Below are 17147 nucleotides of genomic sequence, written 5' to 3' on the forward strand. Positions count from 1 at the left end.
TTTCGAATAAGTTCGAAAAAATTTGCGAATCTTCACAGGCCGCCGCGAAAGCCTTGCCGGGCGGGCCTGTGGACATCGCGCACGGCGGCCCGCCCGTCCTCCCGCGAGTCGTCCTCGCTTACTGCTGCGGCTGCTGCGGCGCGCGCAGGTAGATCTCGACGCGGCGGTTCTGCGCGCGGCCGGCCTCGGTGGCGTTGTCGGCCACCGGGTTCGAGGCGCCCATGCCTTGCGCGCTCAGGCGGCCGCCCGCGACGCCGCGCTGCACCAGCGCGGTCACCACGCTTTGCGCGCGGTTCTGCGACAGCGTCTGGTTATGCGCGGCCGAACCGGTGCTGTCGGTGTAGCCGACCACCGAGGCCGTGATCTGCGGGTTCTGGTTCAGCGTCGAGGCCAGGTCGTTGAGCAGCGGGGCGAAGGCCGGCGTGATCGCGTACTGGTCGGTCGCGAAGGTCACCGAGCTCGGCACGTTCAGCTTCAGCGAGCCGTCCGGCTGTTCCGTCACCTGGGTGCCGGTCTTCTGGGCCGACGGCGCCAGGCGGTTCTTGATCGCCTGCCAGTTGTAGCCGGTCACGCCGCCGACCAGGGCGCCTACACCGGCGCCGATCGCCGCGCCCTTGCCGCCGCCCGCGAGAGCGCCGATGCCTGCGCCGAGTGCCGCGCCGGCACCGGTGCCGACGGCGGTGTTGTTGCCTTGCGGCGAGGCGCAGCCTGCCAGCAGGGCGCCCGCGAGGGCGAAGACGGACAAGCGCGTCGCGATTTTGGTATTCATGTCGAGTTCCTCTCTGAAGTGAACGAGTCGGTCACTACGCGGTGGAGCGCCTCGCGTGGACGAGGCGCCTCAGGCGGGCCGCATGCCCCGTTCGGGACCAAGGCTGTTCGGACGGAGCGGCGTCCAGCCTCTACAATATAGGCGCTGCGGGGCCGATGTGTCCCCGACCTGCACCGCCCGCGATCATTGCGCCGCGGCCGGTTTCGCGCAATGTCGTGCAATAAATTCTTTCACTTTTCCCGCCCGCCGCGCCGCAATCTGACGATTGATGACGTTTCACCGGCAGAATCCTCGGTTCCGAGGCGATTCCGTGACATGCGGGCGAGGTGGTACCCACGGAGTTTCGATGAGTATTGAACGGGCCACTGTCGACGCCGCGCTCGCGGCGCTCGTCGACCCCAACACCGGCCGCCCCTACGCCGCCAACAAGGGCATTCGCGAGGTCTCGATCGATGGCGACACGGTTTCCGTCAGCGTGGTGCTCGGTTACCCGGCGCTCAGCCAGCACGAGGACGTGCGCCAGCGCTTGGCCACCGCACTGGCCCAGGTGCCGGGCGTGCGCGCCGCGCGCGCGGCGGTCAGCCAGGACATCGTCGCCCATACCGTGCAGCGCGGCGTGAAGCTGCTGCCGAACGTGAAGAACATCGTGGCGGTGGCCTCGGGCAAGGGCGGCGTGGGCAAGAGCACCACCGCCGTCAACCTGGCGCTGGCGCTGTCGCAGGAAGGCGCCTCGGTGGGCATCCTCGACGCCGACATCTACGGCCCCTCGTTGCCGACCATGCTCGGCGTGCACGGCCGCCCCGACTCGCCCGACGACAAGTCCATGAACCCGCTGGTGGGCCACGGCCTGCAGGCCAACTCGATCGGCTTCCTGATCGACGAGGACAATCCGATGGTCTGGCGCGGGCCGATGGCGACCTCGGCGCTGGAACAGTTGCTGCGACAGACCAACTGGCAGGACCTGGACTACCTGATCGTCGACATGCCGCCGGGCACCGGCGACATCCAGCTCACGCTGGCGCAGCGCGTGCCGGTGACCGGCGCGGTGATCGTCACCACGCCGCAGGACATCGCCCTGCTCGACGCCAAGAAGGGCCTCAAGATGTTCGAGAAGGTGGGCATCCCGATCCTCGGCATCGTCGAGAACATGAGCATCCACGTCTGCTCGAACTGCGGGCACGAGGAACACGTGTTCGGCGCGGGGGGCGCCGCGCGCATGGCGGCCGACTACGGCGTGCCGGTGCTCGGCAGCCTGCCGCTGGACATCGCGATCCGCGAGCAGGCCGACAGCGGCACGCCGACCGTGGCCGCCGCGCCCGATTCCGCGGTGGCGGCGCGCTATCGCGAGATCGCGCGGCAGGTGGCGATCGCGATCGCCGAGCGCGCGAAGGACATGAGCGCGAAATTCCCCTCGATCGTGGTTCAAAATACGTAAAACCAGGCGCGCGGCGATGTTTCACGCGGGGCAGCCGGGGTATGATGACGACTTTTCCCCTGGTCCCCTTTTTCTGTACGGCCAGCGCGGCTGCCTACCCGGCAAGCGCGCCGGCGTGAGGATCGCATGAAACAACGATTCGACGGGACGGCTGGCGTCACCGCGCTCGCCGTTCTGGCCGCGACGGTCCTGCTCAATGGCTGCACCTCCTTCGCGTCGACCCACGAGAAGCGCGCCGACGCGATGCTGCAGCCGACCGTCGGCAGCCAGACGCGCGGCGCGGTGAGCTTCGTCGAGCGCCCCGACGGGGTGCAGGTCACCTACAACATCGTCGGCCTGCCGCCCAACAGCGACCACGCGCTGCAGATCCACGAGCGCGGCGACTGCAACGCCGTGGACGGCTCCAGCGCCGGCCCGGTGTTCGCGCCTGCGGCCGACCGGCTGCGCGCCGGCGCGCGCGTGGCAGGCGACCTCGGCAACCTCCATGCCGATTCCACCGGCGTGGCGGCCGGCTTCATCGTGGCACCCGACCTCGCGCTCGACGGCGTGCGCTCGGTGCTCAACCGCTCGGTCCTGATCCATCGCGACGCCAGCGATCCGGCCTTCCCCCAGCACGGCGCGGGGCCCGGCCTCGCCTGCGGCGTGGCGCGCCAATGACGCGCCGCCGCGCGGCGGCCGCGATCGCGTAAAATGTGCGCCTTTCCCTGCCGCCGGCCCGCCCGGCGGCGCGACCCCGATCTGTAGCCTTACCTGGCGCCTTTTTATGAGCATCAAGTCCGACAAGTGGATCCGGCGCATGGCCGAGCAACACAAGATGATCGAGCCCTTCGTGCCCGACCAGGTCCGCGCCTCCGAGGACGGCCGCAGGATTGTCAGCTACGGCACCTCGAGCTACGGCTACGACATCCGCTGCGCCGACGAATTCAAGATCTTCACCAACATCAATTCGACCATCGTCGATCCCAAGAACTTCGACGAAGGCTCCTTCGTCGACTTCAAGGGCGATGTCTGCATCATCCCGCCGAACTCGTTCGCGCTGGCGCGCACCGTCGAATACTTCCGGATCCCGCGCACCGTGCTGACGGTCTGCCTGGGCAAGTCCACCTACGCGCGCTGCGGCATCATCGTCAACGTCACGCCCTTCGAGCCCGAATGGGAAGGCTACGTGACGCTCGAGTTCTCGAACACCACGCCGCTGCCGGCCAAGATCTACGCGAACGAGGGCGTCGCGCAGGTGCTGTTCTTCGAGAGCGACGAGGTCTGCGACGTGTCCTACGCCGATCGCGGCGGCAAGTACCAGGGCCAGCGCGGTGTCACGCTGCCGAAAACCTGATCTGGTTGTTTACCCGCTACGCCAACCAGTGACCGGGTGACCGCTGTGCTTCGCGCGCCGCGGTCGTTCTTTTTGGAGATTCGCCCATGAAGTTTCGTTTTCCCGTCGTCATCATCGACGAAGATTTCCGCTCCGAGAACATCTCGGGCTCCGGCATCCGGGCACTTGCCGAAGCGATCGAGAAGGAAGGGGTGGAAGTCCTCGGCCTGACGAGCTACGGCGATCTGACCTCGTTCGCGCAGCAGTCGAGCCGCGCGTCGTGCTTCATCCTGTCGATCGACGATGACGAGCTGATGCTCGGGGAAACCGGCCCGGACGGCGAACTGCCCGAACTGGCCACCGCCATCCTGGAACTGCGCGCCTTCGTGACCGAAGTGCGCCGCCGCAACGCCGACATCCCGATCTTCCTGTACGGCGAGACGCGTACCTCGCGCCATATCCCGAACGACGTGCTGCGCGAGCTGCACGGCTTCATCCACATGTTCGAGGACACGCCGGAGTTCGTGGCGCGCCACATCATCCGCGAGACCAAGGTCTACCTCGATTCGCTGGCGCCGCCGTTCTTCAAGGAGCTGGTCAAGTACGCCGACGAGGGCTCCTATTCGTGGCACTGCCCGGGGCACTCGGGCGGGGTGGCCTTCCTGAAGAACCCGCTCGGCCAGATGTTCCACCAGTTCTTCGGCGAGAACATGCTGCGCGCCGACGTCTGCAACGCCGTCGACGAACTCGGCCAGCTGCTCGACCATACCGGCCCGGTGGCCGCCTCGGAGCGCAATGCCGCGCGCATCTTCAGCGCCGACCACCTGTTCTTCGTCACCAACGGCACCTCGACCTCGAACAAGATCGTCTGGCACGCCAACGTGGCGCCGGGCGACATCGTGCTGGTCGACCGCAACTGCCACAAGTCGATCCTGCACGCGATCACCATGACGCATGCGATTCCCGTGTTCCTGACGCCGACGCGCAACCACTTCGGCATCATCGGGCCGATCCCGCGCGACGAGTTCAAGCCGGAGAACATCCGCAAGAAGATCGAGGCGAACCCGTTCGCGCGCGAGGCGCTGCAGAAGAATCCGAACGCCAAGCCGCGGATCCTGACGATCACCCAGAGCACCTACGACGGCGTGATCTACAACGTCGAGCACATCAAGGACCTGCTGGGCGACCTGCTCGACACGCTGCACTTCGACGAGGCCTGGCTGCCGCACGCGGAATTCCACGAGTTCTATCGCGACATGCACGCGATCGGCGCGGGCCGTCCGCGCACCGGCTCGCTGGTGTTCGCCACGCACTCCACCCACAAGCTGCTGGCCGGCATCTCGCAGGCCTCGCAGATCGTGGTGCAGGACTCGGAGAACCGCACCTTCGACAAGCACCGCTTCAACGAGGCCTACCTGATGCATACCTCGACCAGCCCGCAGTACGCCATCATCGCCTCGTGCGACGTGGCCGCCGCGATGATGGAGCCGCCCGGCGGCACTGCGCTGGTCGAGGAGTCGATCGCCGAGGCGATCGAGTTCCGCCGCGCGATGCGCAAGGTCGACGCCGAATACGGCGACGACTGGTTCTTCTCGGTGTGGGGCCCGGACACGCTGCCCGAGGAAGGGATCGGCTCGCGCGAGGACTGGATCCTGCGCCCGAACGACCGCTGGCACGGCTTCGGCCCGCTCGCGGAAGGCTTCAACATGCTGGACCCGATCAAGGCCACCATCATCACCCCGGGCCTGGACGTGGACGGCGAGTTCGGCGAGACCGGGATCCCGGCGGCGATCGTCACCAAGTATCTGGCCGAGCACGGCATCATCGTCGAGAAGACGGGCCTCTACTCGTTCTTCATCATGTTCACGATCGGCATCACCAAGGGCCGCTGGAACTCGATGGTCACCGAGCTGCAGCAGTTCAAGGACGATTACGACAACAACCAGCCGCTCTGGCGCGTGCTGCCCGAGTTCGTGGCGCAGTTCCCGATCTACGAGCGCGTCGGCCTGCGCGACCTCTGCACGCAGATCCACGACGTCTACCGCGCCAACGACATCGCGCGCCTGACCACCGAGATGTATCTCTCGGACATGGAGCCGGCGATGAAGGCCTCGGACGCGTTCGCCAAGCTCGCGCACCGCGAGATCGACCGCGTGCCGCTCGACGAGCTGGAAGGGCGCGTCACCAGCATCCTGCTCACGCCGTATCCGCCGGGCATTCCGCTGCTGATCCCGGGCGAGCGCTTCAATGCCACCATCGTCAACTACCTGCGTTTCGCCCGTGATTTCAACGAGCGTTTCCCGGGTTTTCATACCGACGTGCATGGTCTGGTGGCCGAGGAAGTGAACGGGCGCGTCGAGTACTACGTCGACTGCGTGCGCGATTGACGATGAGCCGGCTCGGGACTTCAGCCCTGGCGCGCGGCTCGCGCGCGCGTGGTGCCTTCGCGGTGGCGCTGGCCTTCGCGGGCTGGCTCGGCGCGGCCGCGCCGGCGCGGGCCGAGGTCGCGGCAGCCGACCCGATCGACGTGGCGATGCGCCAGTGCCTGGCGCGGCGCGACCGCTCCTCGACGGTCGGCCAGATCCAGTGCATGGACGAGGCGCGCACCAAGTGGCTCGCGGCCGTCGACGAGGCCTTCCAGCAACTGACGAACGTGGCGCCGCCCGCCGCCAGGCGCGGCTGGCAGGAAAGCCAGCGGCGCTGGCTGCTGTGGCGCAAGGACGAGACCCTGCTGACGCAGGCCGTCTACGCCACCACCAGCGGCACCATGTACGCGATGGCGAGCGCCGACATGCGGATCCAGCCGGTGCGCGACCGCGCGCTGTCGCTGCGCGACGCGGCCGATCGTTATGCGAGGCCCAACGGCGGCGCCGATGCCGTGCATCGCGTGCGGGCCTGCTCGGACGACGCGGCCTGCGAGCACGCGCTGTTCGACCTGAACCGCTATTACGTGAAGCTGCAAAAGCGCATGCCGGCGCGTTCGCGGCCGATGCTGGTGCGTGCCCAGCGCGCCTGGGTGAGCTTCCGCGACGGCACCACGCCGATGATCAGCGAGGAGCAGCGCGTCGACCTGATCGGCGCGCGTGTGGCCACGCTCAAGCGGCTGTCGGAGACGGTCAACAACAAGTGAGCCTGCCCTGCCTTCGGCGGGCGCCATGAAAAAACGGACGCCTCGGCGTCCGTTTTCGTTTGGGCGGGTGTTGCGCCGGGCTCAGTCAAGCGCCGCGCGGGCCGCCGCGATCGCGGCGCGCACCTGCTCGGGCGCGGTGCCGCCCGGGTGGTTGCGGCTCGCCACCGAGCCTTCCAGCGTCAGATAGCCGAACACGTCCTCGCCGATCAGATGGGCGACGTTCGGCAGTTCCTGCTTCATTTCCTCGAGCGTCAGGTCGGCCAGGTCGATGCCGCGATCGTCGCAGACCTTGACCGCGTGCGCGACCGCTTCGTGCGCATCGCGGAACGGCAGGCCGCGCTTGACCAGGTAGTCGGCCAGGTCGGTCGCGGTCGAGAAGCCCTGCAGGGCGGCCGCGCGCATCGCCTCGGCCTTGACCGTGATGCCGGCCACCATCTCGGCGAAGATCCGCAGCGTGTCGGCCACCGTGTCGACGGTGTCGAACAGCGGTTCCTTGTCTTCCTGGTTGTCCTTGTTGTAGGCCAGCGGCTGGCCCTTCATCAGCGTGAGCAGGGCCATCAGGTGGCCGTTGACGCGGCCGGTCTTGCCGCGCGCGAGCTCGGGCACGTCCGGGTTCTTCTTCTGCGGCATGATCGACGAGCCGGTGCAGAAGCGGTCGGCGATGTCGATGAAGCCCACGCGCGGGCTCATCCACAGCACCAGCTCCTCCGAGAAGCGCGAGATATGCGTCATCACCAGCGCGGCGGCGGCGGTGAATTCGATCGCGAAGTCGCGATCGGACACGGCGTCGAGCGAGTTGGCGCAGATCCCGTCGAAGCCGAGCGTGGCGGCCACCGCGTGGCGGTCGATCGGGTAGCTGGTGCCGGCCAGCGCCGCCGCGCCCAGCGGCAGGCGGTTGACGCGCGCGCGGCAGTCGCGCATGCGGCCCGCGTCTCGCGTGAACATCTCGACGTAGGCCAGCAGATGGTGGCCGAAGGTGACCGGCTGCGCCACCTGCAGGTGGGTGAAGCCCGGCAGGATGGTGGCGGCGTGCTGCTCGGCCAGCGCCAGCAGCGCGCGGCGCAGCTCGACCAGCAGCTCGCCGATGCGGTCGATCTCGCCGCGCAGCCACAGGCGGATGTCGGTGGCGACCTGGTCGTTGCGCGAGCGGCCGGTGTGCAGGCGCTTGCCGGCATCGCCGATCAGCGCGGTCAGGCGCGCCTCGATGTTCAGGTGCACGTCCTCGAGGTCGAGCTGCCACTCGAATTCGCCGCGCTCGATCTCGCCCTGGATCTGCGCCATGCCGCGTTCGATCGCGGCCAGGTCGTCGGCGCTGATGATCTTCTGCGCGGCGAGCATCTTCGCGTGCGCGAGCGAGCCGGCGATGTCGACCAGGGCCAGGCGCTTGTCGAAGAACACCGACGAGGTATAGCGCTTGACCAGTTCCGACATCGGTTCCGAGAAGCGGGCCGACCAGGCCTCGCCCTTTTTGTGCAATTGGGACGTCATGGCGATTCGTAAGGAGGGTGGAGCGGCGCGAGCCGCAGAGCAGATGCGGATTCTAGCATTCGACGGCGCCCGGCCCGGCCGGCGGCGGGGGCGGAACGGCGCGCGGGCGGGCGGCGCCCGGCGCCCCGCGGCGTCGTGTGGTCAGCGCGGCGGGGCGGCTTCGGGCTCGATAGCGGCGGCTTGGCCCGCCTCGGCCGGCGTGCCGGGGATCAGCACCACGAATTTCAGGTCCTCGCGATGCGCGGGCTTCAGCGTGGTCTGCTGGTAGACCAGGTGGCCGTCGCGCGGGTGCGTGAAGGCGCGTTCGCCGCCCTCGCGCTCGACCACGTCCTGCGAGGCCCAGTAATGCGCGAAGGCTTCGCTGCCGGCCAGCAGCGCGTCGATCAGGCCGCGGGTGGGCGCGTCGTTCAGGTGGCGGATCGAATCGGCGCGGAATTCGGCCACCAGCCGCCGCGCGCGCGTGTCCCAATCGACGATCAGCGCGCGCGCGGCCGGCGAGAGGAAGGTGAAGCGCAGCAGGTTGCGGTCGTGGTCGCCGTCCAGCCAGCCCGCGAACAGCGCCGCGGCCGGCGCGTTCCAGGCCAGCGCGTTCCATTGGCGGTCGAGCACGTAGGCGGGCGCGGCCACCAGGTCGACCGCGGCCACCAGCGTGTCGGGCACGTCGGCGGTGGCCAGCTCCGGCTCGGCCGGGTCGCGCTGGGCCGCCAGCTCGAACAGGTAGGCGCGCTCGGCGCGCGACAGGCGCAGCGCCACGGCGATCCGCGCCAGCGCGTCGGCCGAGGCCGAGACTTGCCGGCCCTGTTCGATCCAGGTGTACCAGGTCGGGCTCACGCCGCAGAGCTGGGCCACTTCCTCGCGGCGCAGGCCCGGCGTGCGCCGGCGCGGGCCCGGCGGCAGGCCGAGCGCCTCGGGCGTGAGGCGCTCGCGGTGGGCGCGGATGAAATCGCCGAGCGCGCGCGCCGGAGTGGCGTCGAGCGGGGGCGGAGCGGGGCGGGACGGGCTCATGGGCGGGTGAGGGCGAACACTGGGGCGGAACGGGGCGGGCGCGAGCTGCGCCGCCGTGGTGGCGGGTAGCGCTGATACCGGGATACATCCCGGATCGATACTGGTACCCGCGCGTTCGCCATTGTAGCGGGTCGTCGCGCGCGGCGTGCCGGCACTGGGCAGGGCGACGGAGACGAGGGCGCGGGGCGGCGCTCGGGGCGTGGATCGTCGGCCGGGCCGCCAGCGTGAACGGCGGCCCCTGAAACGACTAGGCGCGGACATCGTTGCCGATGTCCGCGCCTAGTCAGTGAGTGCCCAGACGGCCGGCAGCGCGAGAGTGCCGCCGGCCGTCGAGCCCGCCTGCCGTCTCAGCCGGTATTGCGCAGGCCCGCCGCGATGCCGTTGATGGTCAGATGGATCCCGCGCCGCACGCGCGCATTGGTGTCGCCCGCGCGGTGCCGCTTGATCAGCTCGACCTGCAGGTGGTTGAGCGGATCGAGGTAGGGGAAGCGGTTCTTGATCGAACGCGCCAGCAGCGGGTTGGCCGCCAGCCGCGCCTGGTGGCCGGTGATCTCGGCCAGCGCGGCGGCGGTGCGCTCCCATTCGGCGACGATGCGCGCGAACACGTGCTTGCGCAGCTTCTTGTCGGCCACCAGCTCGGCGTAGCGCGAGGCCACGGCCAGGTCGGTCTTGGCCAGCACCATGTCCATGTTCGACAGCAGGTGCGAGAAGAACGGCCAGTTGCGGTTCATCTTCTGCAGCAAAGCCAGGCGCTTGGCGCGCTCGGCCGTGGGGTTGGCCGAGTTGGCCGCGCCGTCGAGGTAGGCCGCGAAGGCGCTGCCGAAGCCGTACCAGCCGGTCAGCAGCAGCCGGCACTGGCCCCACGAGAAGCCCCAGGGAATCGCGCGCAGGTCCTCGATCTTGCGGTTCTTCGGGTCCTGCAGCTTGCGCGAGGCCGGGCGGCTGCCGATGTTGAGCTCGGCGATCTCGCTGATCGGCGTCGAGGCGAAGAAGTAGTCCTTGAAGCCGGGCGTCTCGTAGACCAGCGCGCGATAGGCACCCATCGCCGCGTCCGACAGCGTCTGCATGGTCGCCTCGAAGGCCGGCAGTTGCGCGGGCGCGTTGTTGCGCGGCAGCAGCGAGGCCTCCAGCGTGGCGGCCACCACGGTTTCCAAATTGCGCCGGCCGATCTCGGGGTTGGAGAACTTGCTGGCGATCACCTCGCCCTGCTCGGTCAGGCGGATCTGGCCGTTCACGGTGCCCGGCGGCTGCGACAGGATCGCCTGGTAGGTCGGGCCGCCGCCGCGGCCGACCGTGCCGCCGCGGCCGTGGAACAGGCGCAGCTTGATGCCGTGGGCACTGAACAGCTCGACCAGGGACAGCTCGGCGCGATACAGCTCCCAGTTCGAGGTCAGGAAGCCGCCGTCCTTGTTGCTGTCCGAGTAGCCGAGCATGACTTCCTGCTCGCCGCCCTGGTGGGCGATCAGCGCCTGCATGCCGGGCAGCGCGAAGTAGTCGCGCATGATCTCGGGCGCGTTCTGCAGGTCGGCGATGGTCTCGAACAGCGGGATCACCATCAGGCCGTGCCGGGCATGGCCGTGCGCGCCGAAGCTGCCTTCCAGCAGGCCGGTTTCCTTCTGCAGCAGCAGCACCTCGACCAGGTCCGATACCGTTTCGGTGTGCGAGATGATGTAGTTGCGCACCGCGCGCGGGCCGAACTTGGCACGGACCTCGCGGGCCTTCTCGAGCACGCCGAGTTCGCTCTTCGCGAGATCGGAATAGTCGAGATAGGGGATGCGCAGCGGGCGCGGGTCGGCCAGCGCGGCCAGCAGCACGCGCAGCTTGTCGGCTTCGGCGAGCGCCGCGTAGTCGGCCTCGACGCCGGCGCGCGCAAACAGCTCGGCGATCACCGCCTCGTGGATGTCCGAGCTCTGGCGCAGGTCGATGCTGGCCAGGTGGAAGCCGAACACCTCGGCGGCGCGCACCAGCGGCGCCAGGCGCGGCGTGGTCAGCGAGGCGCCGTGATGCGCGACCAGCGATTCCTGCAGCACGCGCAAATCGCGCGCGAAGGCCTCGGAGTCGGCATAGGGCGTGGCGCGCACCGGCGGCGCGCCGCGGCCGGCGCTGCGCACCGCCACCGCGCCCTCGCCCAGGCGCACCCGGGCGCTGGCGGCGATGCGCGTGTAGATGCCGATCAGCGCGCGCCGGTAGGGCTCGTCGACGCGATGCGGTGACTGGTCGGGCGAGGCCGCGGCCAGCGCCTTCACTTCGTCGCTGGCGCCCACCAGCAGGTGCGAGACCGACAGCTCGGCGCCGAGCTTGTGGACCTGCTCCAGGTAGTGCTCGAGGATCACCGTGCCTTGCCGATGGATCGCCTCCTCCAGGGTGGCGGCCGTCACGTTCGGGTTGCCGTCGCGGTCGCCGCCGATCCAGCTGCCCATCTGGAAGAAGGCCGGCACGCGCGCGTCCAGACCGTGCTCGGCCAGTGCCTCCTCGATGTCGGCGTAGAGCGCCGGCAGCTCGTCGAGGAAGGTGGCGCGGTAATAGGACAGCGCGTTGTCGATCTCGTCGCCGACCGTCAGGCGCGCGTCGCGCAGCATGCGGGTCTGCCACAGCGAGGTCACGCGCGCGCGCAGCAGCGATTCGTTGTGCGAGCGCTCACGCGTGGTCAGTTGCTGGTCGCGCTCGGCGAGCAGGCGGGCGATGTCATGCTGGGCGTCGAGGATGCTCTTGCGCTGCACCTCGGTCGGGTGGGCGGTCAGCACCGGCACGATCAGGGCCTCGTCGAAGAAGCGGCGGATCACCTCGGCCGAGGCGTCGCCGGCGTCCTTCAGCGTCTGCAGCGCGAAGCCGACCGTGCCGGCCTGCGGCGTCGAGCCGGCCAGCGCGTGGATGCGGCGGCGGCGGTTGTGATGGCGGTCCTCGGCGATATTGGCCAGGTGCGAGAAGTAGCTGAAGGCGCGCACCACGCTGACGGTCTGCTCGGGCGTGAGCTTGCGCAGCATGCGGTCGAGCGTCTGCGCGGCCTCACGGTCGTCCTCGCGGCGGAATTTCACGGCGTGCTGGCGGATCGTCTCGACCACCTGAAACACCGCCTCGCCTTCCTGCTCGCGCACCACGTCGCCGAGCAGGCGTCCCAGGTAGCGGATGTCCTCGAACAGCGGCTGGTCCTTGTCCTCGCGCGTACGGCCGTTCGTTTTCGGCGCGGCGGCGCGCTTGGGCGAGGTGGTCGAGGTGGCCGGGGCGGCGGGTTTCGTGGTCGCGGCGCTTGCCTGCTTGGTTTCCGGCCTGGCGGCCGCCTTGCTGGCGGTCTTGCGGGCCGGTTTCGTCGTACCTGGGCCGGCCGGGCTGGCGGCCTGCCTGCCGCGCGCTTGCGCGGGCGCTTCGGCGCTCGCCGGCGCGGTGACGTTGGACGAGGCAGTATTGCGGCGCGCGGCGCGCGCCGATCCGGAGGACTTCACGATGGGTTTCCTTGGGAAAGCACGAGTGAACGGGAGACTTCGGGCACTGACTGCGATACGGGAAACAGCGGCGGCGGACCGCCGCGCACCACGCCGGCCGCCGGCGGGCGGCCTCGCTCGCGCGCCGCGCCGCCCGGGAAAAGGGGACGGGCGTGCGTGCTACCATTGTCCGATCCTGATTCCCGTCCTTCGATGCCGCTGCAATGAATTCCGAGACTCTTACGGCCGACGCTCCGGCGACGCTCACCATCGCTTCGCGGGAAAGCCGCCTGGCGTTGTGGCAGGCTGAACATGTGCGTGATGCGCTGCGCAAATTATATCCAGCTTGCGACGTGAAAATCCTCGGGATGACCACGCGTGGTGACCAGATTCTCGACCGTACCTTGTCAAAGGTCGGCGGCAAGGGTCTATTCGTGAAGGAACTGGAGAATGCGCTGGCCGACGGCCGGGCCGACCTGGCGGTGCATTCGCTCAAGGACGTGCCGATGTCGCTGCCCGAGGGCTTCGTGCTGAGCACCGTGATGAGCCGCGAGGATCCGCGCGACGCCTTCGTCTCCAATGATTACGCCTCGCTCGACGATCTGCCCACCGGCGCGATCGTCGGCACCTCCAGCCTGCGCCGCGAGGCGATGCTGCGCGCCCACTATCTGGACTTCGACGTGCGTCCGCTGCGCGGCAATCTCGATACGCGCCTGGCCAAGCTCGATCGCGGCGACTACGCGGCGATCATCCTGGCCGCGGCCGGGCTCAAGCGGCTCGGGCTCGGCGATCGGATCCGCGCGCTGATCGACGTCGAGACCAGCCCGCCGGCCGCGGGCCAGGGCGCGCTCGGCATCGAGATCGCGGCCTCGCGCACCGACGTGGCGCGCTGGCTCGCGCCGCTGCACGACAGCGCCACCGCGCTGGCCGCCGAGGCCGAGCGGATGGTGTCGCGCGCGCTGGGCGGCAGTTGCTCGGTGCCGCTGGCCGCGCATGCGATCTGGCACGGCGAGCGGCTCGAATTGACGGGGCGCGTGTCGAACACCAGCGGCACGCGCGTGCTGACGGTGCGCCAGGACGCGGCCGTGACCACCCCCGACGAGGCGCTCGCGCTCGGCAAACAGGTGTCCGATGAACTCGAACGGCAGGGCGCCTTCGAGATCATCGAGGCGCTGCTCGGAGACCAGACCCGATGACCCGGACCCGCGCGTTCACGGCAGTGCTGACGAAGCCCGAGGGGCAATCGGCGGCGCTCGCCGCGCAACTCGCGGCGGCCGGCATCGAGGCCTTCGACTTCCCGCTCATCGACATCGCGCCGGTGGCCGATCCGGCGCCGCTGGACGCGGCCTTCGCGCGGCTCGATGCCTATGCGCTGGTGGTGTTCGTCTCGCCGAACGCGATCGATCGGGCGCTGGCGCGTTTCAACGCGATCTGGCCGCACTCGCTGCCGGTCGGCGTGGTCGGCCCCGGCAGCGTGGCCGCGCTGGCGCGCCACGGCATCGCGGCGCCCGCGCATCGCGTGATCGCGCCCGGCACGCAGCCCGAGGACAACGCCGGCGACGAACCGCGCTACGACTCGGAAAGCCTTTACGCGCAGATCGAGCGCGCCTTCGTTCCTGCCGTGCCGCGTGCTTCGTCGGGAGCCGGCGCGGGCGTCGCCACCGACGACCATGGTCGCCATGGCGGCGATGAATGCAGCAGCGAGGGCGCGAAGCCTGTCGTTCCCGGCGATCGAGCCGGCGCCGCGGCCCAGCCTCTCGCGAACCCGGGCCCCGATTCCTCCCCTTCGTCCGCTTCCCCCGCAGCGCCGGCCGAGGTCGGCCCGCTGGCCGGCAAGCGCGTGCTGATCGTACGCGGCGACGGCGGCCGCGACTGGCTCTCGAACCGGCTGCGCGAGGCCGGCGCCGAGGTCGAGCTGGTGGCCGCCTACCGCCGCATCGTGCCGGAGCCCTCGATCGGCGCCTGGGAGCGCGTGCACGCGCTGCTGGCGGGCGAGCCGCATGCCTGGCTGGTGACCAGCTCGGAGGGCGTGCGCAACCTGCGCGAGCTGGCCGACGAGCACCTGACCGGCGCCGAGCGCGACGCGCTGCGGCACGCGCCGCTGGTCGCGCCCCATCCGCGCATCGCGGATACGGCGCGGGCCATGGGTTTTGATACGATTACGCAGTCCGGCGCGGGCGATGAGCGCATCGTCCACGCCTTCCGAACGTTGGCCGACTCGGCCGCTCACGCGGCGCAAGCCGCATCGGTGCCCTCTCGCATGACAGATACCAACGATTCCAGCAAGGCTTCCTCCCAGGCCGCCGCCGCGCCCCCGCGGCCCGCGACGCCGTCCAATGCCCCCTTCACGCCCTTCGAGGCGCAGCAGCCGCGCCGCTCGGGCGGTACCGCCGGCGTGCTGCTGTGGTGCGTGGTGGTGGTGCTGGCCTGCGCGGCCGGCGCGGGCGGCTTCGTGCTGAACCGCAAGATCGAGAAGCTCGACCAGCTCGCGGTGCAGCGGCAGAAGACGTTCGACGCCGCCACCGCCGAGATCCGCAACAAGTCCGACCAGGCGCTGGCCAACGCGCACCAGGTCGACGGCCAGCTCTCGCAGCTCGCCGGCAAGCTGTCCGACGCGCAGGCGCAGCAGCAGGCGCTGCAGCAGCAATACCAGGATCTCTCGCGCAATCGCGACGCCTGGCTGCTCGACCAGGTCGAGCAGACCCTGTCCGGCGCGAGCCAGCAATTGCAGTTGACGGGCAACGTCCCGCTGGCCCTGGTCGCGCTGCAGAACGCCGACCAGCAGCTCGCGACCTCGCAGGGCGCGCAGGCGATCGCGGTGCGCAAGGCCATCGCGCAGGACATCGACAAGCTCAAGGGCGCGCCCTCGGTCGATCTCACCGGCCTGGCCATCAAGCTCGACGACGCGATCGGCCGGATCGACGCGCTGCCGCTGTCGGGCGAGGCACCGATCGGGCAGGCGCGGCCGCGCGCCGCCCACCCGGGCGATATCGCCAGCGAGGCGGCCGCGACCGGCCAGCCGCGCTGGAAGGTCTGGTGGCACGAAGTGAGCACCGGCATCGGCGCGCAACTGACCAGCCTGGTGCAGGTGCGCCGCATCGACAATGCCGATGCGATGCTGACCTCGCCCGAGCAGGGCTACTTCGTGCGCGAGAACGTCAAGCTGCGGCTGCTGACGGCGCGCCTGTCGCTGCTCGCGCGCAACGAGTCGGCGATGAAGTCGGACCTGCACGCGGCGCAGGCGGCGCTCGCCCATTACTTCGACGCCTCGTCGAAGGACACCCGGACCGTCGAGGATCTGTTGAAGCAGGTCGATGCCGCGTCGCTGTCGGTGGCGGTGCCGAACCTGAGCACCAGCCTCAACGCCATCCAACAGTTCAAGAGCCGGGGTTGACGATGACGCTGCGAGGAATCCTCTGGCTGGCCGTGCTGTTCGCGATCGCCGTGGCGCTCGCGACGGTCGGCCGCTTCGACGGCGGGCAGGTGCTGATCGTCTACCCGCCGTATCGCGTCGATGTATCGCTGAACCTGTTCATCGTCTCGATCGTGGTGTTGTTCGTGGTGATCTACGCGCTGTTGCGCATCGTGCGCAACATCTGGCGCATGCCGCAGCGGGTGGCCGCCTATCGCAAGCGGATGCGCCACGAGAAGGCGCATGCCTCGCTGCGCGACGCGATCGCCAATCTCTACGCGGGCCGCTTCTCGCGCGCCGAGAAGGCCGCGCGCGACGCGCTGTCGGTCGACGACAACCAGAGCGCGGCGGGCCTGGTGGGCGCGGTCGCCGCGCATCGCATGCACGAGTACGCGCGCCGCGACGAATGGCTGGCCCGCGTCGATGCCAACGAATGGCAGGAGGCGCGCCTGTTGGCCACCGCCGACATGCGCGCCGAGGCGCGCGACGCCGAGGGCGCGCTGGCCGCGCTGGCCGAGATGCAGGCCTCGGGCGGCAAGCGCATCCATGCGCAGCAGGTCGCGCTGCGCGCGCAGCAGCAGTTGAAGAACTGGGCCGAGGTGCTGAAGCTGGCCAAGGCGCTGGAGAAGCGCGAGGCGCTGCATCCGGCCGCCGCAGTGCGGATGCGCCAGCAGGCCGCCGAGCATCTGCTGCGTGATCGTCGCCACGACGCCGATGCGCTGCTGGAAGTGTGGCAGTCGCTGTCGGCCGCCGAGCGGCAATCGCCGCGCCTGGCCGACCTGGCCGCCGAGCTGCTGGTCGCGCTGGAGCGCCAGCCCGAGGCGCGCCGCATCGTCGAGGACGCGCTGGCCCACAACTGGGATGCGCGCCTGCTGCGTCGTTATCCCGACACGGCCGGCAGCGATGCGCTGCCGCTGATCCAGAAGGCCGAAGGCTGGAAGCGCGATCATCCCGACGACGCCGAGCTGCTGGTGGCCCTGGGTCGGCTCTGCCAGAAGCAGCAGCTGTGGGGCAAGGCGCAATCCTTCCTGGAGGCGGCGCTGAAGCTGTCCGACAGCGAGGCGCTGAAGGTTCGCGCGCATCGTGCGCTGGCCAGCCTGTTCGAACATCTCGGCGACCAGGAGAAGGCCGCGCGCCATTACCGCGAAAGCGCGCTGGCGGCACAGCTCGGCTGAGG

12 protein-coding genes are annotated in these 17147 nt (G+C 69.8%); 8 read left to right on the plus strand and 4 right to left on the minus strand.

Annotation, left to right across the window (positions count from 1 at the left end):
- Nucleotides 1-118: 118 nt before the first annotated feature.
- Complete coding sequence (locus FB600_RS21905) at nt 119-769, minus strand: OmpA family protein (protein ID WP_047836020.1); 651 nt, start codon at nt 767-769, stop codon at nt 119-121.
- Between the two features lie 346 nt (nt 770-1115).
- Here FB600_RS21905 and apbC point away from each other — a divergent pair, with 346 nt between their 5' ends.
- From apbC to FB600_RS21930, 5 genes are all read left to right on the plus strand, one after another.
- Nucleotides 1116-2204: an iron-sulfur cluster carrier protein ApbC gene (gene apbC / locus FB600_RS21910; protein WP_145757345.1), complete on the plus strand. Its 1089-nt coding sequence runs from the start codon at nt 1116-1118 to the stop codon at nt 2202-2204.
- Nucleotides 2205-2330: 126 nt separating this feature from the next.
- Nucleotides 2331-2861 carry a superoxide dismutase family protein gene (locus FB600_RS21915; RefSeq protein WP_013699056.1) on the plus strand — a complete coding sequence of 177 codons (531 nt, stop codon included), beginning with the start codon at nt 2331-2333 and terminating at the stop codon, nt 2859-2861.
- A 106-nt stretch (nt 2862-2967) separates the two neighbouring features.
- Nucleotides 2968-3537, plus strand: a complete 570-nt coding sequence (gene dcd / locus FB600_RS21920; RefSeq protein ID WP_013699055.1) for a dCTP deaminase — start codon at nt 2968-2970, stop codon at nt 3535-3537.
- Nucleotides 3538-3623: 86 nt separating this feature from the next.
- Complete coding sequence (locus tag FB600_RS21925) at nt 3624-5903, plus strand: arginine/lysine/ornithine decarboxylase (protein WP_013699054.1); 2280 nt, start codon at nt 3624-3626, stop codon at nt 5901-5903.
- Nucleotides 5904-5905: 2 nt separating this feature from the next.
- Nucleotides 5906-6646: a lysozyme inhibitor LprI family protein gene (locus FB600_RS21930; protein WP_096750359.1), complete on the plus strand. Its 741-nt coding sequence runs from the start codon at nt 5906-5908 to the stop codon at nt 6644-6646.
- 81 nt (nt 6647-6727) lie between these two features.
- Here FB600_RS21930 and argH read toward each other — a convergent pair whose 3' ends face one another.
- The 3 genes from argH to ppc all read right to left on the minus strand — a co-directional run bounded on the left by argH (nt 6728) and on the right by ppc (nt 12579).
- On the minus strand, nt 6728-8134 hold the full coding sequence (gene argH / locus FB600_RS21935; protein WP_096750360.1) for an argininosuccinate lyase: 1407 nt from the start codon (nt 8132-8134) through the stop codon (nt 6728-6730).
- A gap of 141 nt (nt 8135-8275) precedes the next feature.
- On the minus strand, nt 8276-9139 hold the full coding sequence (locus tag FB600_RS21940) for a helix-turn-helix transcriptional regulator (protein WP_096750361.1): 864 nt from the start codon (nt 9137-9139) through the stop codon (nt 8276-8278).
- Nucleotides 9140-9486: 347 nt separating this feature from the next.
- Nucleotides 9487-12579, minus strand: coding sequence for a phosphoenolpyruvate carboxylase (gene ppc, locus FB600_RS21945; RefSeq protein WP_105819406.1), 3093 nt, complete (start codon nt 12577-12579; stop codon nt 9487-9489).
- Between the two features lie 203 nt (nt 12580-12782).
- On the opposite strand from ppc, the gene hemC reads away from it, so the two are divergent.
- Genes hemC through FB600_RS21960 form a run of 3 tightly spaced genes read left to right on the plus strand, consistent with a single transcriptional unit; the run spans nt 12783 to nt 17145 of the window.
- Entirely contained in the window at nt 12783-13754 is a 972-nt protein-coding gene (hemC, locus tag FB600_RS21950) for a hydroxymethylbilane synthase (RefSeq protein WP_013699047.1), read from the plus strand.
- A complete protein-coding gene (hemDX, locus tag FB600_RS21955) occupies nt 13751-15952 on the plus strand; it encodes a fused uroporphyrinogen-III synthase HemD/membrane protein HemX (RefSeq protein ID WP_145757346.1) in 2202 nt (733 codons plus the stop codon). The genes hemC and hemDX overlap by 4 nt, the downstream gene beginning before the upstream one ends.
- A 2-nt stretch (nt 15953-15954) precedes the next feature.
- Nucleotides 15955-17145 carry a heme biosynthesis protein HemY gene (locus FB600_RS21960; protein WP_096750365.1) on the plus strand — a complete coding sequence of 397 codons (1191 nt, stop codon included), beginning with the start codon at nt 15955-15957 and terminating at the stop codon, nt 17143-17145.
- The last annotated feature ends 2 nt before the right edge of the window (nt 17146-17147 follow it).

It is taken from the genome of Burkholderia sp. SJZ089 (assembly GCF_007828315.1).
In the GTDB taxonomy this organism is placed as follows: domain Bacteria; phylum Pseudomonadota; class Gammaproteobacteria; order Burkholderiales; family Burkholderiaceae; genus Burkholderia; species Burkholderia gladioli.